We start from the raw sequence: 17,341 nt of genomic DNA on the forward strand, positions 1-17,341 counted from the left end.
TTAATTTGATTTATGCTACAAAGGTACTAATAATTTGTAAATTATTACTATCTTTGCCATAAAAAAGAATTAGGCAGTTCACAAAATGAAGAACTTAGAACTTAAAATCCCACCTGCTGCAGTATGGTTTATCTGTGCCTTGATAATGTGGGTGCTTGCTCGTTTATTGCCTTTTGGCGCATTGCCTCACTTGCCTGTAGTGGCTATGGCTGTTGCAGGGATAGGTATAGGTATTTCATTTGCAGGCGTTTGGAGTTTTCGTAAAGCTCGCACCACTATCAATCCTCTCGAGCCATCGCAGGCTACTCATTTTGTTTCAAAAGGGGTATACCAGCTAAGCCGTAACCCAATGTACGTAGGCTTGGCTTGCTGTTTGCTCGCTTGGGCAATATGGCTCTCTTATCTTTTAACTTGGATAGGGATACCGCTATTTATAGTCTATATGACACGCTTCCAAATCATCCCATAAGAGCGCGCTCTCAGACTGAAATTTGGCAAAGAATACGAAAACTATTGCCTGAAAGTACGCCGTTGGCTGTAATTTTAATTACCATACCCCAATACCCTCAAACTCTCTTCTGTTTTTAATAACTGAAACTGACCTATGCTGTGGAGCAAGGTTTCGATAACGTTGAGGTCTTGTGTCTCGTAAATAGGAGGAACTAACTTGCCAATATATGCCTTTTGCCAGCGTGCTTTGAACTCTATATATTCAATTTCGCGGTAATAAGTAGGGTATTCACCAGTGGTAATGTTTTCTGAAATATAATCTTCTTGAATGGATAAAGCACTGTCATTGCCTACTTTGTGCCAAGCGATTTCGTTCACACAATAGCCAAAGAAATCATATATTTCGCACTGCTTGATAAGATTTTTATGAGCGATGATAGCCGTAAAGAGCTTGCGCCATTTGGCATTGCTCATATACGAAGTAGCAAAAGTGCTTATTTTCTTTTCCAATTGCTCTATATAGCGATGGTAGTCTTCTGTGGATGGAAATAGTTCCTTGTATTTTTCCATAGGAGTATTTTTAATTGACAAATTATTACAGACTTCTTCTTCCTTCTCTGATATAGAATATTTCGTGGTAAGCGGTAGAAAACCAGCCGTCTTCTATCATATAAATAAATTGACTCCAAAGGCTTCCTTCCTCTAATAATTCAGGATGAAGTTCACGAATAGCCTCGGTTATTTGCTGGGCAACTTTATCCAGTACTGCAAAAAGTTTTTCTTGGGTAGAAGTATCACTACCTTTAAGCTGAAATACCCCCGCTAACAACCAACTATAACTTTTGATAAACTCATCCAGCGAATGATTCACCCACACCACAGAGGCGTCAGTATAATCGTCATTGGTAGAGAGTAAGTATACATTCCCCTTAGCATTCAGTGCAAAATAACCATAACAGCATTTTCCAAAACACTGGAAATGTTGCCCTTGCTGTTGCATAGGTATAAGCTCATCGGGAAAGCGAATGAAGTAAAACCCCATTTGTGGATAGTCATTTAGTAGGGCAAACTTGTTTTGCAGTACCTCGTCAAGGCTCATTAAGTGGGGTTGAGGAGAGTGCAACTCAGCAGTAATGCCCGCTTGGTGTAGGGCTTCTATATCGTCTTTTGTAAAACTAAGCATAAACTATTTTTGAGATTTTAATTAGAAATCTTTGGAGAATTTCAAAAAGTGTTGTATCTTTGCCCCCGAAGATGAGTTAAAATCATAGACTCGCTGGGCTAATAACCCAGATGCGTTATCGGGCGTGTTGAGTAAGGATTTTAACTCATCTTTTTTCTTCTAATAACCTAAATTAATATACTTTCTGTTCTAGTTTCCATTTTTAAATTCTATCTAAGGACAAAATCACCATATCTCTTAATTTCACTCATTAATCTTTCAGCATTTACTTTGTCTTTATCAGAGAAGTAATGTAATGTCCAAGTAGCCTTATGGCTGATAGATTCAGATATTTTCTTGAAATAAGGGTAATCTATTTCATTATATGAGTGTCCAATTACAATTACCTCATCTATATCGGAAAGACTAGAAAAATAATTTAAATGTGTGTTTATAATTTTGTTAGTATCCTTACTCATCTTGTCATAGAATTCACAAACAGCATATTCTGCAAATTTCTCATACCCAATATCCATAATAATATCATTCTCTGCTTCTTCTAAATCAGTGTTATCATATCCATACAAAGCTTTTTTAATATTAAATTTTTTAACATCCTTACCATGTCCAAATATTAACTCTTCTCCTACTTTATTATGTATGTGCATGATACTCTCATCAGGAATTCTATAAACCAATTCTAATACTTTAGTATAATTGAACGAGAAGAAATGAGCAGTTTTGTCTATGTCATACTTCTATTATGATATTTAAATCTAATGAATTTATCCACTCTTTAAAGCCTGAACGGATCTTTCCTAATAGCTCATCACATTCTTGCTCTGTGAAAATTTGTGCATCATACCATTCCGCATCCCGAAAATCATCCGAACCAAGTCTTGGAACATTTTCAGATATAATCTCCCTAAAAGAATCATAACAGATCTTTTCTTCCAAGTTTCGTTCAAAGTCTGACCATAAATCAGAACCTTTATCAACATCATAATATTGCTCCATTTTTTCTAATACATCACATCTTTTTTTTTCAAGATATGTGTAGAAGTCAGAATATCTACATGGAATTCCATGAGCTATGTCAAATCCATTTCCTATAATATATAATTTCATAAATTTATATAATGCGTTTTTTGTTTCATCAAAAGGCTCTCTATTTCTTCCTAACAAACTAAAGAAATATTATTTTACATTTAATCCGATAAGAAAAGAGGGCTTTGATTTTGAGTCATTATTACCATGAGTATAAACCCTGATGTAAAGTTTCTATGATAGGTTGAGGTGTTTGCTTTCTACCCCAATAACTCTCTGCATATTTAATAGCGTCATTAAATGTAATATCACATGGAACATCTGTAAACCAATTCATATCAAAATTCTCTGTTTTCCCTGATAATAATTTGATTTCACATATAGAATACCGATCATCTCGATAATTTTTAAAGAATTCCGAAGCTTCCTTTTTGTTATTGAAAAGAAAAACTGATTTTAATCGTGAAGGTAGGTTTGAATATTGATTTTTTCTAATATATTCCCAAATATATTCCCACAGTACATTTCCGTTATCGATATCAAAATATAACTTTGTATTATTTATTATCCCGATGTAATTATTGGAGAATTCGATTAAATCATCCAATTTAATATACTTTATTGGATCGTTTACACAAAGTTCAATAAGAGGACACAACTTTTTTCCATTATTTATAAATTGTCGGACAATATCAAGGAAGCATGGTATATTTTGGGCTAAACACATCGCTCCTTTTAGTTGCATTCCTGTACTTTTAGAAAGATTACATACAGCTTCACTATAAGGAAGCATAGCAATTGCTTGTTTTCTAAACTCAGATAGTTGATGTTCTGAGTTAAGTTGAGTGTTTGAAGGCTCTTCACTTTGGTTTAATACTCTATAATACTTCATGAATTTTTCTATATTTTTTAAATTAAACTGATGTTAATTACCATATTTCTTCTCTATTCTCTTGGCGATGGTTTTTCCTGTGCTTTTGTAATAGGCTTCTGTAAAAGGGAGTGCTTTGAGGTAGGGGATATCGTTCTTGTCGCCAAACGCCTGAAAGCACACTGTCGCACTACACATTAGCACTTCGTCTTTTTTAGACTGCCCAAAGCTGATGATCTGCTTTAAGATAGGTACAAAAGTGTCGTGATGGTCTTTGTTTACTTTCTCGCCTTTGAGTTGGTGTGATATATTACAAAGTGAATAGGCATATTTTTGTACAAAATCCCGTTGCTCATCGGTGATATTGGTAGAGAAAGTTTGAGCAATTTCCAAAAAGGTAGGGAGTGATTCCTCTGTGGGTAACTCTTCCAATACTCCAAAGACGATATGAAAGAAGTCTTTTGTTTTATAAAGGGCTTTTGAAAGTCCTTTTGTACCTTCTTCCAAATAAATACAAATGGCTTCTACCCACGAGGCAAAAGGTACGATAAGTTCATCATTGAGTGGTTGCCAATGGTATTGCGCTATCATTTCCTGCAAGGGAGTAATGTACTCTTTATTAGGTGTTTTGAGAATTTTTAGGAGGTGTTCTACCTCCAAATTGCCTTTTTTCTCCAACTGATGGAGCTTTTTGATGTGTTTTGCTACTGCTTCGGTCATATTTTTTTAATAATTTAAAATATTTAAAGGGACTTATAAAGCTATTTGCGTGGTAAAGACCACCATCTTTTAAACAAGTATCGGTGAAGCGCCCTGTTGAGGATAATTGTTGCCAAAAATGCAATTATCAGATTTCTATCATCGCGCAAATATTCCTTTACTGGAAAAATAGTTTCTTCTTTTTTAGCTAAATAAGCATATTTCTCATTAGGTTTATACCAAATGTATATATAGTTTTTATCATTTTCCTTTTGAACATAGTTATAAAAAGTACCTTTTTCGATATTCACAATTTCAATAGTAGTTTTACCCTTATTCACTTGGTTTGAATAAGCCTGCCGAGGGTAGCGTGGAGTCCCTTTCATAGTAGAATATATGACAGAATCAAGTGTTACAAACCTTTTGGTATAGGTATCGGGATTAAAGATCATATCACGATGCTGTACAAATGAAATTATCATTAATATCAAACCTCCAATAATCATAGGAAGTAAAGCAGCATAGGAAAAGAGATAAATATATGTGAGTATTTTCTTTTTCATAAAAGATAGATTTCTTTTAAAACTCTTCAAAATCGTTACTATTCTGTCATTGGTAGTGCAAAAGCATCTAACTTAATGTCCATAAGCCTTTGGCTTTTAGTTCATTTAATTCAGCTTCTGAGACTTCTTGAAAATCATCGTCATCGTAGGAAGTGTAATCCCATTGTAAGCCAAAGTTTTCCATAGCGTCTAAAAGAGTATCAAATAACTCTTGTTGAGCGCTGCCTATAAAAATAGCTGTGGCTCGGTTTGTAGTTTGGTGTATGGCAAGGGTAATGACTATTTGAAAATCGGTATCGGTAAAGGTGCGTTGCCCTTTCCAGCTGAGGGAGGTAAGCTCGGTATATTGTTTTTCTATATGGGCAACAGCTTGCTCGGGTACTTCAAAGTTTTCGATATCCCAACCGCCCATTGCATTGGCGTTGTAAGGCAAGCCTCCCATCACACCATTGTAAATGGCGAGGTACAGCCAAAAGTCCGAAAGGTTTTGGGTTTCTTGTATCCAATTGGGGTCGGTTTCGGAGCCATAATTACCCCAAACGGGAGGGTTAGGGTTGGTTAAATCTTCTTTGCGGATTGCCCACATCACTACCCCTTGATTTTCTTCACAAAAGCATAAGTAATCCCCTGCAAAATACAATTGCTGAGGTGTTGCCAACGAGTTATAGGATTGGTTTACACTTTTAGTTGCCCCTAATTGTAGGTAATAGGCTCGGAACTCCTCAGGCAAGGTGATGTGTAAGCGTTTTTCAGCTTTTAACAACTGTGCTTCCGAGAAGCCTTTGCAGTCCTTGGACGTGAGATTGTATAATTTTTTGATATATTTTTCTACTACTTCAGTCATATTCTTAATTGTATTTCATTTTTTTGTTTTATCTTTGCAAAGGTAAATAAAAAATATCATTATGGCATCTATTACACACCCTTATTTTGGTACTCTTGATACCAGCATTATACAAGAAGATTTTGACCCAGATGTGCTATGGGAACAAAAAGTAACTTTCCAAGAATTAAGCGACCCTGTTGAGTTTAGTCTTTGGTTGGCTAAAAAAGAGGAAATCAGTAAGGAAAGATTGGATTTGTTTGAACAATTTATCAAGCATTTTCCAGAAAGAGACCAACAGGCACGCAAAGCGCTCAAAAGCTATTTAGAACAAGATAGCGAGTATATAGATTTTCATATAGACGAATTAGAGTTAGAGGTACCTACCTCTATTGATGATTTTGTGACAGCTATGAAAATTAATAACGTGGGGCTTTGGTACTGTATTTCAAAGGAAGAAATTATTGTCGATTATATGATAGACCCTGACCAAAGTGACGAGATTCTTGCTGTTCGTTTTAACTTAGACGGCAGCTTTAGTTCTATTGCTTGGGAAAGCTAACTTGAGTCCTTAGTTGTTAGGTAATCACTAATGGCTAAGGACTAATAGCTATTTTTAATATTTCAACAAATAAAAGCCCCATATCATATTGCTAAACTCACCTGCTACAAAGCTGTGTGTCTCGCCATTTATCACTACTTTATAAAGGCAAAAAGACCTTTGGGCGTGATAGAGAGGGTCTGTTACTTTTACATATTCTCCCGTTTCTTGCCACTGGTAGTCAAATATATTTACGCCAAAGAGTTTTACCTCGCCTTCTACTCCCGAGGTTTCAAATTGCCACGATTTTTGCTTGCATAATTTCATACTAAGATAATCATTAGTTTTTGGTTATAGGGAATAGATCCGTTACTATTGAAGGCTACGCCCTACCAATTTTTTATAATCACTATCAGCTTCTACACATAGTAAAAACTGCTGTTTTTCAAAGAAATGAATGAGCTTCTCGCCTCCTGAGATTACAGTTGTATCTGTTATTCTTTCTTCTTGCAAAGAGAACTTCCATAGGTTGTGATCATTGCTTAAAAAGAGTGATTGCTCATCCTCTGAAAGTTGTATAGGTTTTTTAAAAGGGAGCCCCAGAGGATAGTCCTTTTGAGTTCCATCTGTTTTCAGTACTCGTATGATGTACAAAGGTTTCTTAATCCCTGTAGTATTGCTCCTTGGCGGAATATACTGCCCCAAATGGAAATACCAATTGCCCTTACTATCTCGGCAAACGGAATGGAAGCTGTCTGTTTTAAAAAGGAGTTCTATTTTGTTTGTTGTGGTATCATAACGCTGTATTACCCCATTTTGGTAAGAGGCTATGAGGTAAATACCTGCTTTTTCTCGTGCTATCAAGGCACAACCTTCTCCTTTGATTCTCTTTTTCTTTGCACTTTCTTCTACATAGTTGTAAGCGGTAACGGTTATACCACTAAAATTCATCAGTATAAGGGTGTCTTGGTCATTGGAGGCTACGTAATCAGAGAACTTAGGCACACCCTTTTCGATTTTTTTGACTACCTCCAAAGTCTCTCTGCTCAGTTGGAATATCTTATTATCAGTAAGGGCGAAGATATGTTGCCCATCTGTGCTGAAATACATACAGCGTACATTGTTGCGTATCAACACATTGGCTACTTCTTTACCCGTAGAGAAGGAGAGCTTGTGCAATCGCATAGAGGCATACTTCGAGCCCCAACCATCAGTTACATAAAAATGGTCGAGATTAAAAGGGTCAGCAAGTGGAGGGGTAAGACTTCCATAAATACCGTTTTTCAGTGTTGTTTTCCAAATGATTTCTGTTTGCATAGTGTTTTAATTACTAACGATTAGTTCTAAAAACTTCGGTGGCACTTCATTTGTAAGCCATACTCCATTGGCAGAGAGGTAAAAAACATACCCTGCCTGGTGCATTGCCATTGTATTTACTTTAAAGATGATGGGTTTGCCGTGTCGCGCACCTACTTTGGTTGCGGTTGTTATATCAATGCTGAGGTGTACGTGTTGGCGGGTTTGCTTTTGGAGTCCGCTTTTGAGAATGCTCTCTACGAACCTGCTGGCAGTGCCGTGATACAAATATTCAGGAGGTGTTTGGGGCTGTAATTCTAACGCTACAGCAAGTGAATGCCCTTGATTGGCGCGTATTTTTGTGTTATCCTCGCTAAAAGCATACCGCTGTTTGCTATCGGTAGTGACGATTTCTTCCAACATTTTAAGGCTGAACACTGGGAATTTACGCTTCATATTCTTAATGAGCATATTTACCTCAGCCCAACCGTGTGTGTCGAGGGTAATACCAATAGCCTCAGGGTGGTGTCGCAGTACCAAACTGAGAAACTTGCTCTCTTTTTTATGTTTTTCTTCTTTAGACATTGTTCAATATTTTGCGCGCTTTGCGGGCTTTTTGCGCGCTTTCTTAACTGTATTTTAACATATAAGATGTGTTTACACTAGCTCCTATTATTTCTTTACACAAACACTAATCCCGTTTGCTGTAAGTAATAGTTCTTCCCTACTTGTTCTTTTGCCTTGTCGGAAATCCAAAAATCGGGTTTGAGCAATTGCTCTCCTTTCATCATCTTTGCTTTATGACTGATTTTCTTAATCTGCTTGATAATATCCTCGAAAATGGCATACATAGGATACTTTTCGGTGCTGTAATTACCTCTTAGGTTATCATTCTTATCTGCAAGACTGATGGTTTTAGGATAGGTGAGCTTGAGCCCAAACGTATTTTCAGGCGCGTGATAAATGGTAGAGAGCAAGTTCTTTTCCTTTTTATAGAGAAGATAAAAAGGGTCTATATTCATAAAAGGTTCTTTCGTACGCACTCGCTTATACTTAACAGCATCTTTCTTGTTGCCCTCTACTTCAAGGAAAATGAGTTTTTTGGTTTGATCAATCATACTTTGTCGCATCTTATCCTCAACAGTCCATAAGGTTTTATGATCATACTTTTCCTCACGAAGTAGTATTTTTTCATAATATTGCTGATAAGCATTAAAGATTTCCTGCTTTTCAGTGCTGATATAGTCCATATCTACTAGCGTATTGCCAGTTACAAACTCATAATCATCTCTACTGAATACCGCTTCAAACTCCTCAGGAGTGATTACGAAATTAAAACTTTTGTGCCAAGTGTTTGCAAAATACATAATTCAACGATTAATGACTCTAATATTTGTTGTATACGTCTCACTTTGTAGGGTAAATCACCTCTGTTTGCTCTTTGCCATAGCTGTTAAACGCTTTTGAAATATAAAAAGCCTTTATCTTAGATACTGTCAATTGGTCATTCTTAGCTACCAAATAAATATCATAGCGATGAAATCCCCCTGCTGATGTCCATAAAACATTCTCAAAGGTAAGCTTCATTAGGGTTTCTTTTTTCTTTTTCTGATATTTTACCTTGTAGGGAATCATTTTCTTTGTGCCCAGCTCTACAAAGGTGGTATCGATAATGATAGATTTCCCATTGAATTGAATTTCAATATTCTCTAAGGGCTTCAACTTCTTTTCCAAATCCCTTGTAACACTGCATTTGGGATCATTGTCAAAGATTATTGTACAATCAGAATGACTAAAAATTTTCAGCTCATCATTCAAGAGCTTTTTCTCTGTCTTTATAAACGCTTTACGATGTGCCTTATAGTCCTCAATACAATAATTTTCGTAGTTTTCATCAGGAATAAAAATAGCACAATAGTCTAATTTACTTTGTATAGTTTGAGATTTACCAGACAAAGTTATAGCTGAAAAAATTAATAAAAGAACTGTTTTCATTTTACCTTAAACTTATGAATGAATTACAACACATATTCCTTTTGAAGTGTATATACCAAGGACGTATGTCGCTCCCCTATAAGAGGAAACAAGAAATCTTCAAGGGTATGATGATAGCAAAAACCGCATTTTTCAATAACCCGCTGTGAGGCTATATTTTCCTTGTATACACTCGCCCACAACCCTGTAAGATGCAACTCCTCAAAGGCATAGTGTATAACTTGTAATGCAGCTTCTGTCATATACCCCTTGCCCCAAAAGTCTTCTCCCAACCAATAACCTATTTCGGCTTCATTTTTACCTACAGAAAGTCTACTTTCTCCTTGTAAAAGCAGGCCGATACTCCCAATAAGGGTGTTATCAGATAGGCAAAGAGCGAAAGAGTGAGGTCTGCGAAGTACGTTTTGAATAATCTCTCGGCTCTCTTCTACACTTTTGTGAGCAGGCCAACCGCACCTCTTGCCTATGATAGGGTTACGTGCTTGTATATATAGCGCCTGGGCATCGGAGACTTCCCAAGGACGAAGCAAAAGACGTGTAGTGTGGAGTGTTTTCATTTGTTTTGGTTTATTTATTTTACTTTATTTATTTCCCTCCATTTTTCTTTCTTCTAAGGTTTGTTGGAGGAATGGCAGCTCGCTATCCGTATCATACATAAGAAACCAACTAAGATCTTTTAAAACAAGGTATTCCTCTGGTATTTTGTGCAAAAGCTCTCCATCCTCTCGTGAGGGATAAGGCCCATCCTTTTGGGTTCGTATAAAATATTTTCCATTGGAAATATAATCAGGATAGATATATTCTTGTGCTACCCACTGACCACCTATCCACTTGTATTTGTACAAACCCACTACCCCTGAGAAGCCTGTTTCTACCCCTCGCACTACCTGCTCTTTTGGAAAAAAATCAGCATTTTCAAATTCGTAACGCTCAGAAAAAGTCGCCGTCTTAGGATCAAACAAATAGATATAAGTAGGATTGTAATTAAGTGCTCCTGTACCAGACCACGCTATCGAAAGATCTTTGATTCCATCTCCATTGACATCAAAAATAGAATCTTTTGCAAACTCCATCCAAGAACTTATATAAGAAAATTTCTTTCTAAAGGTGTGATTTTGCTCTATCTTATATACTTCTATCAATCTATCTTCCCAAGTGCTATTAACCATTACATAGGGCTGTTGGTCAAAGAACTTACCTACCTTGATTATCGTCTCAGAAATAGGTAATGTATCACTATAGATATAAGAATAGGTCAAATCCTCCCCTTTGTAAAGAGTATCCACTCGCTGCAGAGCTTCTCTCATCATCTCTACAAGCTGTGGATCTACCCATATATCTTTCTCTTCTACCTCTCCAGCAGAGGTGGTCTTTATCCCATCTTGTAAGATAGTAATACTCTGTTGCTGTTTGCCAGATTGCTCTCTACAAGCAAATAAACATAGACAGATCCCATATAAAAGAAATACTTTTTTCATTGCTATAATGATCTATATATTACTAATTAGTGACCAGTGACCAAAAACTGACCACTGATCACTAATGAGTAAAAATTACTTTATCTTACTCTTAAGTTCTTCCAACATTTGGATTTGTTCCTTTACAGAAGCTGTATTAGAGAGTTTTTTCTTTTGGTCAATACCTAAGTCTATAACTTTCCAAAGGGTTTGTTTGGTTTTGGAATCATTTTCCTCTTGGGTAAAATCCTTAAAGGCTTGCTGAACTTGCTCTGTGAGAGGAGTATTATCCAAGCTCATTGCCCAGAGATAGGCTTTTTTGAAATCGGCAGATCTTTGGGGTTCATCTTCCTCAAAGAAGGGATAATTCACAAGGTAAGGCATCAGGGATGGGAGGTATTTCTCCATCTTATGATTGGTAATGACACTGACTAAGCCTAAGAGTTGATCACCCTCCAGGTCTGCAGGGTTTGCCTTTTTTAAGAATTGTTTAGCCCTGCTCGGGTTGGTTCGTGCAATTCCGTTAAGAGCGGCATTTTTAATAGCTGCTGAAGGGACAGTAAGTGCTTTTTCATACAGAGGAGTGTAGCGCTTATCTTCTTGGTCGTTCAAGACCCAAATAGCAGCAGCACGGGCGAGGTTCTCAGGGTCTTTGGTTGCAATTTTCTCTACCAGAGCTAAGTCCTTTTTGGTAAGTTGATAACCTTCCAGAAGTTCCAAAGCAGCTTTGCGTATTTTGAAATAAGGATCTTGTAGGGCTGCTAAAACCACCTCTTTACCCTTGCCTGTTTCCAAGGAGGAAATAGCTTCTAAGCGGCTCTTAAGCTCAGGAGCATGTTGTATCTGAAAGAGGTATTCCTTAGTTGTTTTAGGGTATTGTTCCTGCATCACCACCACCCCTTCTGGGTTGATATTCACCAAGGCAGGGGCTTTGCTCACTGCAAAGGTAAAGGCATTTTCCTGACGAGCATTCACCCATACTGTATGGCGAATAGGCTTGTTATCTTGGTAGATATCAATATCCAAAGGAAACTGAAAATATAGGTCTTCACTTTGGAGCTGAGTGATTTTTACAGTAAGTTGTTTCTTAGTAGCATCATAGTGTTTTTCTACCTTTACAGTAGGGTTTCCATAGCCAAAGTACCATTGGTTAAAGAACCAGCTAAGGTCTTTTCCACTTATCTTCTCAAAGGATAGGCGTAGCTGATGGGCTTCTCCATTGCCATAGGCATGTGTCTTGAGATAGTCTGTGACACCCTGAAAGAAAGCCTCATCCCCGAGATAGCGACGAAGCATATGTAGGATAGCTCCTCCTTTGTTATAGGAGACCATATCGAACATATCATCGGTGGAAATATAGCTAAAACGCACCAAGTCTTTCTTAAAATCATCAGGACGCTGGTGGTACTGTTGGGTATTGTTGCGTAGGTGGTAGTCGGCAGCATCTTTGCCATATTTGTGAGCAATCCAAAGATATTCGCTATAGTTGGCAAAGGACTCATTGACCGTAAGGTTTGCCCAGCTCTCAGCTGTAGCGAGGTCACCAAACCAGTGGTGTGCCAGCTCATGAGCGATGATATACTCCCAATAGTTCTGGTCATTAAGCGCTTCTTCGCTTTGGTAAGCACTTTCGGAGTGGCTCACCGCAGTGGTATTCTCCATAGCACCTGTAACAAAGTCACGCACAATGATTTGCGCATACTTATCCCAAGGATAGTCATAGCCAAAGCGCTCAGAGAAGAAGGATATCATTTCTGAAGTATTGCCAAAGAGTTTCTTGGCAAGGGGTGCATAGTCCTTCTCTACATAATATTCCACAGGTACTTTACCGTGCCAAGGTGTATCCTTCACCACTGCAAATTCACCTGCTCCCATGAAGAAGAGATAAGGAGCATGAGGCTTGTCCATCACCCAATAGTCTGTACGTAGGTTACCTTTTTTCTCAGAACTTTTCAAAAGTCCATTGGAAAGGGTAACAAAACTATCAGGGACAGTCATCTCAATCTCTTGAGTGGTCTTCTGATTGGGCTTATCAATGGTAGGAAACCAGCAAGAGGAGCTCTCTGCCTCTCCTTGTGTCCATATCTGGCGAGGATAACCCTCTGGCTTACCCTCAGGGTTGATAAAGTAGAGCCCTTTGGTATCAGAAATAGAGAGGTTTCCCTTATTGGCCACTTTTTCAGGCTGTGCTGTATACTTTATATACACAGTATAGGCTTCTCCCTTTTGGTATTTCTTAGGGAGCTTGATACGCAAGAGATCATCCTTATAGCTATAGGCAAGGGGTTGCTGTTTGCCTTTCTCCTCAAGGGCGACCTTGTGAATAAGCATAGCCTTAGCATCGAGGACAAGGCTATCAGTAGGATAGAAGAAGGGAGCGGCAGTGAGCCATTCTTCCCCACCCATGGTCTGGTTAGAAAAATTGAAATCCACCTTGAGCTTGGTATGCTTTAAAGCGGTTTTCTTGTCAGGAGTAGCACGATAGAGCCCTCTGCCTGAAGTGTCTGTTTGTGCAAAAGTATAGCCAGAGGAAAGCAGACCCAAGGCTACTAAAACTATTTTCTTCATGAATAAAAAAAGATTGAAAGCGCAAATATACAATTATTTTCTGTACCTTTGCGTCTCTTTTACAATCCTTTTATGAAAAAATTTTCTTATCTGTTTTTGTCTTGTTTCCCCTTGGTGAGTGCAGCACAGACAGACTCTCTTTCAATCACAGGAGACCCCTTACCCGAGGTAAAAAGAAGTGAGCCAGCCGACCTGGACAAAACCATCTCAAAGATATGGGAATTAGACAAAGAGGATCAGCGAGGTACCTTTCGCTTCTTGGAGTACAAACCCATGTACGCCATACCTTTTAGGCTAACGGACAAACCTATAGAGCAGCCTGTGAGCCTGAACCCCAACCGCCCTGTACCTGAGCATCGTGACTACCAACATGTAGAAATGAAGTTCCAAGTAAGCCTCAAGGCCAAAATTATGCAAGATGCTTTTGGTAAAGGTGATGTATGGGTAGCCTTCACCCAGCAAGCCTATTGGCAAATGTATAATGGAAAACTCTCTCGCCCTTTTAGGGAAATCAACTATGAGCCGGAGCTTATCTTTACCTATCCTATGAACCTCTCGGCGGGAAACTTCAAGTTCAAGATGCTGGGACTATCCATCAACCACCAGTCCAATGGTAAGGAAGCTGCCCACTCTCGCAGCTGGAACCGTATTATCCTTATGGGAGTGGCCTCTTGGAAGAATAGTATCATTACGGCTCGGGTATGGAGACGATTTTCAGAAAAATCTATAGAAGACGACAATCCTCAGATAGAGGAGTATATTGGTAGGAGTGAAGTAACTGCCGCTATTCCGTTTCGAAAAAATGTTTTCACGCTCACTGTACGGAACAATCTAAACTTCAACCATAACAGAGGACATGCTGAACTCTCTTGGATATACCCCCTAAGCCGTGACTTACGCATCATGTTACAGGCTTCCCATGGGTATGGCGATTCACTCATTGATTATAACTACAAACAGACAGTATTGGGAGTAGGTTTTACTTTCTTAAATTTATAACGGGAATAAAACGTTTTTTTAACTTTTATAGCGTGTTTTTTAACGAAAAAATGAGTAAATTTGCACAAGAAATTTTATATTGCTTAACTTATTCATTTTAAATATAAAAACACGATGAAAACATTCTTTTTATCCTTATTTTTCTTTCTGGGAGGCTCTTTGATCTTCGCCCAGAATGTATTGTTAAAAGGAAGTGTTGGTGATGGTAAGTCTCCATTGCCTGAGGCCACACTCTCTGTAGAAGGGCAAGAGGTTCATGCTACAAGTGATGAGGCAGGGAATTTTCAGCTCTCCTTGCCTAAAGGATTTTATATCTTGGACATCCATGCTAAGGGATACCGTTCCCAGAGAATGAACATAGAACTCACTGACAATCTTACCTTGCCTACCATAACCCTTCAAAAAGAACTTATGGCTCAGGGTGAGCATACTGTTGGAAATACAATCAATCTCTCTGATGAGGAGCTCGATGACGAAGAAGGTAGCCCTGAGATGATCTCTGGCTTTCTACAGTCCTCACAAGATCTCTATTTCCGTCGTTCTTCCTTTGACTTCAGTCCCGTATTCTATCGTCCTCGTGGCTATCAGAGCAATGCGGCCACTGTACTTGTCAATGGGGTACTGATGAACAAGGTAGAGACTGGTCGCCCCCAATGGAGCAACTGGGGAGGACTGAACGATGCCACTCGTAGCAATGTGATTACCACCGGAGTAGGTGCCAGTGAGGACGATTTCGGAGGAGTATTCGGTAGCAATGTGATGACTATTGCCCCTTCTGAATTGCGCAACGGATTGCGTATCTCTGGAACTACGACCAACCGTAACTACTTCGGACGTGCTATGGTAACCTACAACACAGGGACTCTACCCAGCGGATGGGGCTATATGGTATCAGGCTCCTATCGCGGAGGCAATGGCCGTACTTGGCTTGTCCCTTCTGTAGAAGGAATGGTCTATCAGTCCTACGGAATCTCTGCCGCTGTAGAGTACAAGGCAAGCCCTTACTTTACAACCAACCTAATGGGTATTTTCTCGTATAACAACCGTGGAAAATCTGCCCCTCTTACCCAAGAGGCTATTTCCTTAGGCGGACGCAACTACAACCCTAACTGGGGCTTTCAGGGAGATCATATACGCAACTCCAAGATGAAGCGTATCTCCGAACCGCTCTTTGTTCTCTCCAATACCTATCACAAGGGAGATACTAAAATAGCTCTACACTTGGGCTATCAGTTTGGGCAAGTAGGTGATACCCGTATTCAATATGTAAAGTCTCAGAATCCTGATCCTTCGTACTATACCAATATGCCTACCTACTTCTACAATATGTATGACCAGGAGACTGGCGAAGGAGATCCTTTTGCTTGGGATAAGGCTGCCCGACAGATTGATTATTTCAAAGCTAACAAACAGCTCAATTGGGATGCGCTCTACCAGACCAATAGCCATACTGGTGGCGAAAGTATGTTCTCTCTCAATGAGGATATTATCGACACTAAAACCCTTACAGGGAATCTCTTGGCCACTACCAAAATTGATCCAAATATCACCCTCAACGCGGGTGCTTCTTTCCAGCGTATAGGTACCGAAAATTTCCAACAGATCAACGACCTATTAGGAGGACAATATTTCCTAAACAAGAGTTACTACTCTGGAGAAAATTATGATACCCCTGAGAACCTACGCCTAGGGGAAGGAGACAAATACCAATACCACTACAAAGCGCTTGTACAAAGAGCCAATGTATTTGGCCAATTGCGCTTCAAGTATGGTCGTGCACTCTTCTATGTAGCCGGACGCTTTCAACATACAGACTATGAGAGAGAAGGTCTCTTTGCTAACAATGCTGTATACAACGATGCCAAAGGTAAAAGTGGCATGAAGTACTTCAATACCCTTAGCACCAAAGCAGGACTTACCTATAGCATCAATGGTCGCCATATCCTACAGTTCAACACAGGATATTTCGAGGAAGCTCAACCACTGAACAATATCTTTGTCAATATTCGCAATTCCAACTCCTTGCTCCCTAGCAAGCTTTCTCCAGAAACTCAAATCACTGCCGATGGAAGCTATATCGTACGTATGCCTTATGTAAAGGCACGCCTTACCGGATATGTCACTAAGTTCGAGAATGCTACTGAGAAAAGTTACTTCTTCACCCAATCTCGTTTGGGCGACGAGTCTGCTGGATTCCTTACCCAAACCATGATGGATGTAGAAAAACTCCACTTCGGAGGAGAACTCGGTGTAGAAGTACAGCTTCACCCTTCTTGGAAGGCTTCTGCTGTAGTTTCTCTAAACCAATATACTTATACCAACGACCCTATCCTCTTCCAATCCTCCGACAAGCGATTGGTGAGCGAACCTATCGTTTCTCACTTGAAGAACTACCATGCTGGACAAGCACCTGAGCAAGTATATTCCTTAGGATTAGAATACCAGAGCCAACACTACTGGTGGGTAAGCCTTACAGGCAACCTATTCAACAATAACTACATAGGTATTGCTCCAAGCCTTCGCACCGAGAATATCTACCTTGACCCCAACACAGGTAGCCGCTATACCAATATAGATGAGAATGCTGTACGTGGTCTGCTCAAGCAGGAAAAACTCCCTGTACTCTTCCTCATGAATGCCTCTGCTGGAAAATCTTTCCGTATCAAAGGGCACTTCCTCAATGTATTTGCCAGTGTGAACAACCTGCTCAATACCCAGTACAAAACCAACGGATTCGAGCAAGCACGCAAGGGAGATTACCAATCCATGCTCAAGGATCGCAAGAGCGGCTATCCTACCTTTGGGAACAAGTATTTCCTCGGGTATGGCACTACTTATTACCTAAATGTAACCTTAAGTCTCTAATCTGA

20 protein-coding genes are annotated in these 17,341 nt (G+C 39.1%); 4 read left to right on the forward strand and 16 right to left on the reverse strand.

The window, feature by feature from the left end; translation table 11 throughout:
* Positions 1 to 85: 85 nt before the first annotated feature.
* Positions 86 to 469 carry a methyltransferase family protein gene (locus CAPGI0001_RS01245; protein ID WP_002665847.1) on the forward strand — a complete coding sequence of 128 codons (384 nt, stop codon included), beginning with the start codon at positions 86 to 88 and terminating at the stop codon, positions 467 to 469.
* Between the two features lie 74 nt (positions 470 to 543).
* Here CAPGI0001_RS01245 and CAPGI0001_RS01250 read toward each other — a convergent pair whose 3' ends face one another.
* From CAPGI0001_RS01250 to CAPGI0001_RS01285, 8 genes are all read right to left on the reverse strand, one after another.
* Positions 544 to 1,020, reverse strand: coding sequence for a DUF6678 family protein (locus tag CAPGI0001_RS01250; RefSeq protein WP_002665617.1), 477 nt, complete (start codon positions 1,018 to 1,020; stop codon positions 544 to 546).
* A gap of 25 nt (positions 1,021 to 1,045) precedes the next feature.
* Entirely contained in the window at positions 1,046 to 1,633 is a 588-nt protein-coding gene (locus CAPGI0001_RS01255) for an SUKH-4 family immunity protein (RefSeq protein WP_002665777.1), read from the reverse strand.
* Positions 1,634 to 1,842: 209 nt separating this feature from the next.
* Positions 1,843 to 2,361, reverse strand: coding sequence for an AbiH family protein (locus CAPGI0001_RS13415; RefSeq protein WP_081451904.1), 519 nt, complete (start codon positions 2,359 to 2,361; stop codon positions 1,843 to 1,845).
* A 1-nt stretch (position 2,362) separates the two neighbouring features.
* A complete protein-coding gene (locus tag CAPGI0001_RS13420; protein WP_002665663.1) occupies positions 2,363 to 2,797 on the reverse strand; it encodes an AbiH family protein in 435 nt (144 codons plus the stop codon).
* A 64-nt stretch (positions 2,798 to 2,861) separates the two neighbouring features.
* The gene (locus CAPGI0001_RS01270; protein WP_002665810.1) at positions 2,862 to 3,551 is read right to left on the reverse strand and encodes a DUF2441 domain-containing protein; all 690 of its coding nucleotides are present in this window, start codon (positions 3,549 to 3,551) and stop codon (positions 2,862 to 2,864) included.
* A 33-nt stretch (positions 3,552 to 3,584) separates the two neighbouring features.
* The gene (locus tag CAPGI0001_RS01275; RefSeq protein WP_002665657.1) at positions 3,585 to 4,250 is read right to left on the reverse strand and encodes a hypothetical protein; all 666 of its coding nucleotides are present in this window, start codon (positions 4,248 to 4,250) and stop codon (positions 3,585 to 3,587) included.
* A 41-nt stretch (positions 4,251 to 4,291) separates the two neighbouring features.
* A complete protein-coding gene (locus CAPGI0001_RS01280) occupies positions 4,292 to 4,792 on the reverse strand; it encodes a hypothetical protein (protein WP_002665881.1) in 501 nt (166 codons plus the stop codon).
* Positions 4,793 to 4,859: 67 nt separating this feature from the next.
* Positions 4,860 to 5,636 (reverse strand): SMI1/KNR4 family protein, encoded by a 777-nt coding sequence (locus CAPGI0001_RS01285; protein WP_002665923.1) that lies wholly within the window; start codon positions 5,634 to 5,636, stop codon positions 4,860 to 4,862.
* Positions 5,637 to 5,697: 61 nt separating this feature from the next.
* On the opposite strand from CAPGI0001_RS01285, the gene CAPGI0001_RS01290 reads away from it, so the two are divergent.
* Positions 5,698 to 6,177: a DUF2004 domain-containing protein gene (locus tag CAPGI0001_RS01290; RefSeq protein WP_002665897.1), complete on the forward strand. Its 480-nt coding sequence runs from the start codon at positions 5,698 to 5,700 to the stop codon at positions 6,175 to 6,177.
* A gap of 54 nt (positions 6,178 to 6,231) precedes the next feature.
* On the opposite strand, the gene CAPGI0001_RS01295 is transcribed toward CAPGI0001_RS01290, so the two are convergent.
* From CAPGI0001_RS01295 to CAPGI0001_RS01330, 8 genes are all read right to left on the reverse strand, one after another.
* The gene (locus CAPGI0001_RS01295) at positions 6,232 to 6,483 is read right to left on the reverse strand and encodes a hypothetical protein (protein ID WP_002665791.1); all 252 of its coding nucleotides are present in this window, start codon (positions 6,481 to 6,483) and stop codon (positions 6,232 to 6,234) included.
* A gap of 45 nt (positions 6,484 to 6,528) precedes the next feature.
* Entirely contained in the window at positions 6,529 to 7,473 is a 945-nt protein-coding gene (locus CAPGI0001_RS01300) for a YncE family protein (RefSeq protein ID WP_002665925.1), read from the reverse strand.
* Between the two features lie 6 nt (positions 7,474 to 7,479).
* Positions 7,480 to 8,037, reverse strand: a complete 558-nt coding sequence (locus CAPGI0001_RS01305; RefSeq protein WP_002665781.1) for an RNA 2'-phosphotransferase — start codon at positions 8,035 to 8,037, stop codon at positions 7,480 to 7,482.
* Positions 8,038 to 8,132: 95 nt separating this feature from the next.
* Positions 8,133 to 8,819, reverse strand: a complete 687-nt coding sequence (locus CAPGI0001_RS01310; protein WP_002665611.1) for a hypothetical protein — start codon at positions 8,817 to 8,819, stop codon at positions 8,133 to 8,135.
* Between the two features lie 40 nt (positions 8,820 to 8,859).
* Positions 8,860 to 9,447: a hypothetical protein gene (locus CAPGI0001_RS01315; protein WP_002665747.1), complete on the reverse strand. Its 588-nt coding sequence runs from the start codon at positions 9,445 to 9,447 to the stop codon at positions 8,860 to 8,862.
* 23 nt (positions 9,448 to 9,470) lie between these two features.
* The gene (locus CAPGI0001_RS01320) at positions 9,471 to 10,004 is read right to left on the reverse strand and encodes a GNAT family N-acetyltransferase (protein WP_002665647.1); all 534 of its coding nucleotides are present in this window, start codon (positions 10,002 to 10,004) and stop codon (positions 9,471 to 9,473) included.
* Positions 10,005 to 10,028: 24 nt separating this feature from the next.
* On the reverse strand, positions 10,029 to 10,925 hold the full coding sequence (locus CAPGI0001_RS01325; RefSeq protein WP_002665708.1) for an XAC2610-related protein: 897 nt from the start codon (positions 10,923 to 10,925) through the stop codon (positions 10,029 to 10,031).
* A 75-nt stretch (positions 10,926 to 11,000) separates the two neighbouring features.
* Complete coding sequence (locus CAPGI0001_RS01330) at positions 11,001 to 13,472, reverse strand: M1 family aminopeptidase (RefSeq protein ID WP_002665915.1); 2,472 nt, start codon at positions 13,470 to 13,472, stop codon at positions 11,001 to 11,003.
* A gap of 72 nt (positions 13,473 to 13,544) precedes the next feature.
* Between CAPGI0001_RS01330 and CAPGI0001_RS01335 the strand changes: the two genes are divergently transcribed.
* Both CAPGI0001_RS01335 and CAPGI0001_RS01340 read left to right on the forward strand, forming a co-directional pair.
* Positions 13,545 to 14,471, forward strand: coding sequence for a phospholipase A (locus CAPGI0001_RS01335; protein ID WP_040359246.1), 927 nt, complete (start codon positions 13,545 to 13,547; stop codon positions 14,469 to 14,471).
* Between the two features lie 114 nt (positions 14,472 to 14,585).
* A complete protein-coding gene (locus tag CAPGI0001_RS01340) occupies positions 14,586 to 17,336 on the forward strand; it encodes a TonB-dependent receptor (RefSeq protein WP_002665788.1) in 2,751 nt (916 codons plus the stop codon).
* Positions 17,337 to 17,341: the final 5 nt, after the last annotated feature.

It is taken from the genome of Capnocytophaga gingivalis ATCC 33624 (genome assembly GCF_000174755.1).
In the GTDB taxonomy this organism is placed as follows: domain Bacteria; phylum Bacteroidota; class Bacteroidia; order Flavobacteriales; family Flavobacteriaceae; genus Capnocytophaga; species Capnocytophaga gingivalis.